Annotated in this window: 6 protein-coding genes; 4 read left to right on the top strand and 2 right to left on the bottom strand. The window is 62.4% G+C overall.

Annotated elements, in window-relative coordinates; genetic code table 11:
- Nucleotides 1–223 precede the first annotated feature (223 nt).
- From NEZ08_RS12640 to NEZ08_RS12630, 3 genes are all read left to right on the top strand, one after another.
- Nucleotides 224–898, top strand: coding sequence for an isoprenylcysteine carboxylmethyltransferase family protein (locus NEZ08_RS12640; RefSeq protein ID WP_298107272.1), 675 nt, complete (start codon nucleotides 224–226; stop codon nucleotides 896–898).
- 5 nt (nucleotides 899–903) lie between these two features.
- Nucleotides 904–1,263 carry a GFA family protein gene (locus NEZ08_RS12635; protein ID WP_298107270.1) on the top strand — a complete coding sequence of 120 codons (360 nt, stop codon included), beginning with the start codon at nucleotides 904–906 and terminating at the stop codon, nucleotides 1,261–1,263.
- Nucleotides 1,264–1,364: 101 nt separating this feature from the next.
- Entirely contained in the window at nucleotides 1,365–2,198 is an 834-nt protein-coding gene (locus tag NEZ08_RS12630; protein ID WP_298107268.1) for a pentapeptide repeat-containing protein, read from the top strand.
- 167 nt (nucleotides 2,199–2,365) lie between these two features.
- Here NEZ08_RS12630 and NEZ08_RS12625 read toward each other — a convergent pair whose 3' ends face one another.
- Nucleotides 2,366–3,067 (bottom strand): glutathione S-transferase, encoded by a 702-nt coding sequence (locus tag NEZ08_RS12625; protein WP_298107267.1) that lies wholly within the window; start codon nucleotides 3,065–3,067, stop codon nucleotides 2,366–2,368.
- Between the two features lie 415 nt (nucleotides 3,068–3,482).
- On the opposite strand from NEZ08_RS12625, the gene NEZ08_RS12620 reads away from it, so the two are divergent.
- On the top strand, nucleotides 3,483–5,561 hold the full coding sequence (locus NEZ08_RS12620; protein WP_298107266.1) for an EAL domain-containing protein: 2,079 nt from the start codon (nucleotides 3,483–3,485) through the stop codon (nucleotides 5,559–5,561).
- A gap of 1,192 nt (nucleotides 5,562–6,753) precedes the next feature.
- Here NEZ08_RS12620 and NEZ08_RS12615 read toward each other — a convergent pair.
- Nucleotides 6,754–7,401: lectin (locus tag NEZ08_RS12615; RefSeq protein WP_367278411.1), on the bottom strand; the 648-nt coding region annotated here is incomplete at its 5' end.

Below are 7,401 nucleotides of genomic sequence, written 5' to 3'. Positions count from 1 at the left end.
ACGGCAACACGGGACCGGCTGCGATCGTTTCGGCCGTCGTGACGCCTGACACCAGCCCGGGCGACGACGCCAGCACGGCCCAGCCGCCGGCTCCGCCGCCGCTCCCGCCCGGACAGGGAACGCGGGTCGATCAACTCGTCTGAGCGCAGAGCTCGTTCGCTCGCCGCACGTTTGCCGAAAAATCGCGCGATCCTTGGCTGTCTCCTGAACGGGAGGACCGCTGATGATCGCGAAATGGCTGTTTCAGACCTTTGCCTGGCTGCTTGGCTTCGCCGTGCTGCTGTTCGTGCCCGCGGGCACGCTGCACTGGGGCGGCGCGTGGGTCTTCCTCCTGTTTATGGTCGCTGTCGCCCTCGGCTTCGGAGGCTGGCTTGCGAGGAAAAACCCGGGACTCCTGGCGGAGCGAATGCGCTCGCCGATCCAGGCAGACCAGCCCTCCGCGGACAAGAAGCTGCTTGCGGTATTCTTCCCGGTGTATCTGATCTGGTTCATCGCGATGGGTCTCGATGAGCGCTTTCATCCAGGCCGGATGGCTGTGGCGTGGCAGGCGCCCGGCCTCGTGCTGCTGATTGCCTCCTCCGCCTTCATCCAGTGGGTATTCATGGAAAATACCTTTGCGGCGGCGGTGGTGAAGGTCCAGTCCGAGCGGGGTCACCACGTGATTTCCACCGGGCCATACGCGTTTGTGCGGCACCCGATGTATAGCGGCGCGATCCCGTTCATGGTGGGCACCGCCTTGCTCCTGGGATCATGGTGGGGGACCGCGATCTCGCCGATCTTCGCTGTTTTCTTTGCCATCCGCATCCGCATCGAGGAGCGGACACTGATGACGGGCCTATCAGGCTATGCTGACTATGCCGTGCGGGTGCGCTATCGTCTCCTCCCCGGAGTATGGTGAGACCGATGGCCGAGAGCAAAACCCTGACCGGCGGCTGCCATTGCGGCCTGGTGCGTTTCGAATGCACGACCGATCTTTCGATGGTGACCGCGTGCAATTGCTCGATCTGCACCAAACGCGGCCTGCACTTCACCTTCGTGGCGCCGGAGCGGTTTCAGCTGCGTGCCGGCGAAGACAACCTGAAGGAATATCTGTTCAACAAGCACGCGATCCGCCACCAGTCGTGCAATGACTGCGGCGTCGAAGTTTTTGCCCACGGCAACAAGGCAGACGGCACGCCGGTGATTGCGCTCAACGTCAACTGCATCGACGGCATCGATCTTGCGAGCCTCAAGATGACGCCGATCGATGGCCGGAACGGGTAGAATCCCCGGGCGTTCCGGGACACCACACAAAACAAGAACCGATCGTCAGGGCAGGCTGCAGGATGCAAGAATGCGCGTCACCTGAAAGCGGAGATATAGTGATGCTGTCCCGTCTCGCCCTTGCCGCTTCTATGTTGATGAGTGCGCTGCTGGTTGATTCCGTCGGCGCCCTCGCGCAGGACATGCTGCGCAGCGTCGACCTCAACAGTCCCGAAATGTCGACCTCGGAAATGACGCGCGCCGAGGTCGAGGCCCTCCTGAAGGCGGCGCCCCGTGATGCCGCAAGTCAGCGCGCCTTGGATTTGCAGGGAAAGCGGCTGTCGCATCTCGATCTCTCCGGCCTCGATTTCTCCGGCGGCAATCTTCGACTGGTCAAGTTCAACCGGACCAGCCTGAAGCGCGCGCGCTTCGATCGGGCCACCCTGAACCAGGCCTGGCTCATCGACGCCGATTTGACGGGGGCGTCCCTCGTCAAGGCATCGCTGCTTGGCACGCAGATGCAACGCGCCAGGCTTGACGGCGCCGATTTCAGCGGAGCGCGCATCACTGCGGACCTTTCCGGTGCCAGCCTGATCGGAGCTAAGTTTGCAGGTGCCGATCTGAGCGCCGACATGCGCAACCAATCGATGGGCATGATGCGTGGCGTGCTCAAGTCCGCGGATCTCACGAAGGCGGATCTGAGCGGCGCCAATCTTTCGCGCGCCGATCTTGAATTTGCGAAGCTGCAGGACGCCAATCTGACGAATTGCAACCTCAGCCATGCCGACCTTTCGGGGGCCGACTTATCCAACGCCGATCTCACTGGCGCAGATTTCACAGGCGCTGATCTCGCTTCGACCCTCTTGCCGGACGCTGCGAAGCTGGAGAGAGCCCGCAATCTGGACAAGGCTCGACACCTGAACCAGGCGCGGCGGCCAGCCCTGGGATCGCAGTAATCGGCGAGTTGCTCTTCAGCCCGCCATTGGCACCAACCGCATACGAGTGGTCGGCCTCCAACACTGGCCTCCGGTCACAGCAGACGCTTTTGCAAATGTTGGAATCACAGGACCGCCAGCAAATATAAATATCTCGTGGAGTTTGGATCTGACATTCAAAAACCGGCTCACACATCCAACGCCTTGTAATGCCGAAAGATGCCATCCTCGTTGAAGGGAATGCGGCGATCGCTGGCAAGATAGGCCGCGATCTTCGGCCGGGCCGCGATGCGATGGTGCAGCGCGCATAGCTTCGGAATTTCGGGCTCGAAGGCTTTCATGTGCCTCGGGAAGGCGTAGCGCAGCCCGTCCACGAGCTGGAACAGCGAGAGGTCGACATAAGTGAGCTTGCGGCCGGTGACCCAGCTGCCGCCGCTCTTCGCCGTCAGATCTTCGAAATATCCGAGGTATTTCGGCACGCGCTCCTTCCAGAATTCGCGCGTACGCTTCTTCGCCTCCGCCTTTTGATCCTCATAATAAAGCGAGGGGCCGAGCGGATGATGGCTGTCGTGCACCTCCACCACGAAATCCGTCACCGTCAGCTGAAGCTGATGCAGCCAAAGCCGCCCGCCTTCGCTCTTCGGCGCCAGACCGTGTCGTGCGCCGAGATAGAACAGGATGTTGGAGGTTTGTCCGATTACCAGCTTGCCGGCCTTGAGGAATGGCGGGGCGAACGGCGGCGTCGCGCCCTCCTCCATCATTCGCATCATCACAGGCACGCCGCGCTGCCGTGCCACGTCGACATAGTCGGCGCCCGCCTCTTCCAGCGCGAGACGGACATATTCGCCGCGGCCCTGGATCGAAGGCCAGTAATAGAGTTCGTATCGCATCGGCGGAAGCCTTTCTGCTTACTGCATCAAAACCCTCATGGTGAGGAGGCGCGTGCCCGGGCAGGCCGAGTGTAAGCGAGGCATTTAGCGAACGGCACAAAAATACGCGCCGTCGCTTGACGATGTTTCGCATCGCCAGGAGAAGCATGAGGCGAGTACGGCCCCTCGAGACGCGCAAGCGGCGCCCTCCTCAGGATGAGGGGGGTTGTTTCTGGCCCAACGAGACCAGTTAACGGGCCGTTAAAGCGGACGGCAACAAGAGCGTATTTCCCCCCAACAACGCCCGTCTTTCGTCGGCGTTTCTTACAAAATTTCAACGCTATTTCGCGAAGTGCGCCTGATTGGCGCGATTTCCGAGCGGTAAGCCCTTCGCGGGTCAACTTGCCGGCCGTAGGTTGGGCCAGAGGAAAGCACCATGGTCTACTCCGCCGCTTACAGCCTTGCCTGTGAACAGATTCTCGTACTGCTTGCGGGCGCCGTCTGCCTGTTCGGCAGCTGGGTCGGCATGCGCCACTTTGCGCGGGCGCGCGCCACCAAAGGCACCACGCGCCACGGCTGGCTGTTGATGGCGTCGATAGTCACCGGCGCAGCGCTATGGGCGTCGACCTTTGTCTCGATCCTTGCGCTCGATCCGCTGATGGCCAGCGGGTTCGAACCGCTGGCGGCGGGCACGGTACTCGTCACCGCCATCATCTTTTGCCTCCTCGGTTTTGAAATCGGGAGCCGTCATTTCACGCTCGCGCCCGAGACCGGCGGCCTCGTGATGGGCATCGGCATCCTCGCCATGCATATCATCGCGCTACAGGCCTGGCACATCCAGGGCAGCTTGGAATGGCTTCCTTACGGCATCGCGCTGACGGCCGTGCCTGCGCTGGGCTTCAGCATCCTTGCCGTCAACCGCGCCAACCGTCCGGTCACACGCTGGTGCCGCCATGGCGCGGCGGTCTCGTTCGCCTGCATGATCTGCGCCGTGCACTATACGCTTGCTGCGACGACCTCCGCCGTGCCAGACGCCTCGGTTGCGCTGCCGCCCAACCTGCTGTCGGCGAATTTGCTTGCAGTCGCCGTGATCGGCACCGTTCTCCTCGTCATCGGCAACGGCTTTTCGACCTATGTGATCGATCTGCGTGCGCGCACGGAATCCGCCGATCGCATCCATCAATTGTCGTTCAGCGACGCGATGACCGGGCTGCCGAACCGCATAGCCTTCAACGAGAGGCTCGCCTTCGATGCCGCCGAAGCCCACGAAAATGCGCACAAGCTCGCCGCCTTCTCGATCGACATCGACGGATTCAAGGACATCAACGACCTCTACGGTCACGGCGCGGGCGATCTCCTGCTGATCGAGGCCGCCGACCGCATGCGCAAGCAGCTTAGGGGGCGCGAATTCCTGGCGCGCCAGAGCGGCGACGAATTCCTGGCCTTAACCGCGTCAGGCAACCATCCGCACGATGCGCAAGCCTTTGCGGAGCGCATCGCGCGGGCCTTTGCCGCGCCGTTCATCGTCCAGGGTCATGCCTTTGATCTCACGGTCTCGATCGGCTTCTCGGTGTTCCCGACCGATACGCCCGAGCGCGACCAGCTCCTGAGCAACGCCAAGCTCGCGATGCAGCGGGGCAAGAGCACGCAGCACGGTTCGATCTGCGCCTACAGCCGCGAGATGGACGACAGCGCCCGCAAGCGCCGCGCGCTCGCCCGCGATCTCGACTATGCGACCGGGCGTGACGAGCTACTCCTGTATTATCAACTCCAGACCTCGCTGAGCGACGGCAGGATCTGCGGCGCCGAAGCATTGATGCGATGGAAGCACGGCAAGCTCGGCATGATCTCGCCGGGTGAATTCATTCCGCTTGCCGAGGAAACCAGGGCGATCATGGAAATGGGCGAATGGGCGCTGCGCGCCGCCTGCCGCGACGCTGCCCTCGGCAACATTCCCGGCACCGTCGCCGTCAACCTGTCACCGGTGCAGTTCGGGCGGGAGGATCTCGCCGAGATGATCCAAGGCATTCTCGAGGAAACCGGATTGTCGCCGTCACGACTCGAGGTCGAGGTCACGGAATCGACCATCATGTCGGACCAAAGCCGCGGACTGCATATCCTGCGTCAGCTGAAGGCCATGGGTGTCACCGTCGCGATGGACGACTTCGGCACCGGCTATTCGTCGCTGGCGACGTTGCACGCCTTTCCGTTCGACAAGATCAAGCTCGACCAGACGTTCGTCAAGCGGCTGCCGCATGACGCGGCGGCCGCCGCCATCGTCCGCACCGTGCTTGCGCTCGGCGAAAGCCTGAATATGCCGGTTCTGGCCGAGGGCATAGAGACCGAAGCGCAGTGGGATTTCCTAGCGCGTGCGGGCTGCGCCAAGGGCCAGGGCTATCTGTTCGCGAAGCCTGTCGCGGTGGCGCAATTGCCGAGCGTGATCGAAGCCGCCGCGCGCTTTGCCCGAGACCCGGCGCCGGCCAGCGCGATCGCACCGGAGACGGTCGCCGCCTGATTCCTGGCTGGGAGAACGCCGCCTACGCGCCGACTTGAAATGCTTCGCCTTTGAAAGAGGACAGAGCAACCGAATCCCCTCAGAGAGGCTGGACATATCGCACGGCTTTTCCAGAGTTGTTATGGAGCGAAAGCGTTCAGGCATGTCTGCGGCTCTGTAACCTGTCACGAAGATGAAGGGGATATCTTCTCGCATAAGCCTGTCGGCGATGGACCACGCAAACTCGTCTCCAAGTTTGACATCAATCACCGCCACGTCGAAACCATCGCGAGACATTTGGACTTGCGCTGTATGCAGGTCGGAAATGGGGCCGACTGTGCGCGCGCCGCGAGAGTCCAATTCCTTGACCAAATCGGCCGCCAAGAAATATTCGTCAGAACACGACATCCGTCGAGTTCTCCAAGTTGAGCGTTTCCCATTGAGTTACCATAGGCATTCTCCATGGAATGGAAGAATGCTCGCCAAAGCCCCGGGCAGCCGCTTTGATCTCGCGCAATATGCCGGGCGCCCGACACGGTTTTTGGTCACGGGAGATGTCTTTTTTGATTCCACGCTTTTCCGTTTCTCATCGCGCTGGGTTGGCCGCTCCTCGGCGTAACGTCACAATGGTGCCGAGCAAGGAGAGAAGCCGATCCGGCCCGCACTGTCGCCGGCTTCGCCGTGGTGCTGGCGTCAGGTTTGCTGCCCGGGATCGGGATCCATGATCCGGGACACCTGCCTATTCCTGAGGCGTTATCCGCCATCGTTCGCGCAGCAGGCCGCCACTGATCGGGCTGTGGCCGCGATCGTCGAAGCTCGACCGATGCTCGGCCGGTTGTTCGTTGGCAACAGCGTTGCTGCGTTGGCGCCAAATGGGTTTGTGCAACAAGAAGTGCCGTTTCTGCTGGGCAACGGAGCGGAGCCCGGCGGGGCAACCGACGCACCTGACACAGTGATCTTGTTCACTGAAGGCTACGATGCGGTTCGGTTGCGACCGATAGCAGATGCTGGAGACCTCGCCAACCGTTACTCAGTGCCAGGCACTCAAATCCAACTCGCCGCTCGACAGAGACTTGAAGATATCCCGTCGCTCGCCAAGCTCATCACGGCCGAAGCAGGGCCACTCGGGATTAAGAACGCGAGCGAACTGCCGCGCATGACGGTCCCGGCGCACCTTTCCTCTCCGCGGAAAACGGTAGTAAGTTCGCAAAAATCAGTTCGCCGCGAAGCAGTAGAACAGGCCGTCGCCACCGGTGCTTCGGAGGTCGGCCTGCGAGCAGCCGCCCTCCGGCCCGCGCGAGGGATGCGAAGAGTTCCAGGACTTCGAGGCGTCGTCGTCCCGCAGCCCGATGCGATCGATATGACCAACCATCGCGGATCCTTCTGTCGAACTCGTCCAGTTCCTGCAGGTCCGATCGTCACCTGCCGCAAAGGCGGTCCCGTCTGGTTGCGACCCGGTCAGCGCATCGTGGCGGTTCGGCGTATCGCCGCGCCCGTTGATCACCTCGCCCTTTTCGCTCAGCGACGTCTGCTTGGTGAGATTGTTGGAAGCGCTGTGCAGATCGGCAACATTCTTCGCGATCACCACGCCCTTCGCGTTCTGCCCTGGCCCCCTGCCGATACGGTCGCGCGCGTTCACGGCCGGCTTGCCCTCGGCGGCCTGCGTCGAGAGATAGGCGCGCCAGGTCCTGGCGGTCGCGCCGGCAGCGGCCGCCAGCGCTGCACAATGCTTGTCGGCGCCCTGGAGGCCACCGAGATCGGCGCCTTTGCCGGGTCCAGCCGAAGTGACGAAGAAGGTCATATTGGCCGATTGGGCCAGAGCGCGCTGCGCGGCAAGGCTTCCGAGCAAGGCAGCGGCGGC

Origin of the sequence: Bradyrhizobium sp. (genome assembly GCF_027451485.1) — a bacterium.
Classification (GTDB): domain Bacteria; phylum Pseudomonadota; class Alphaproteobacteria; order Rhizobiales; family Xanthobacteraceae; genus Bradyrhizobium.
This window is presented reverse-complemented; position numbering and strand designations above follow the sequence as displayed.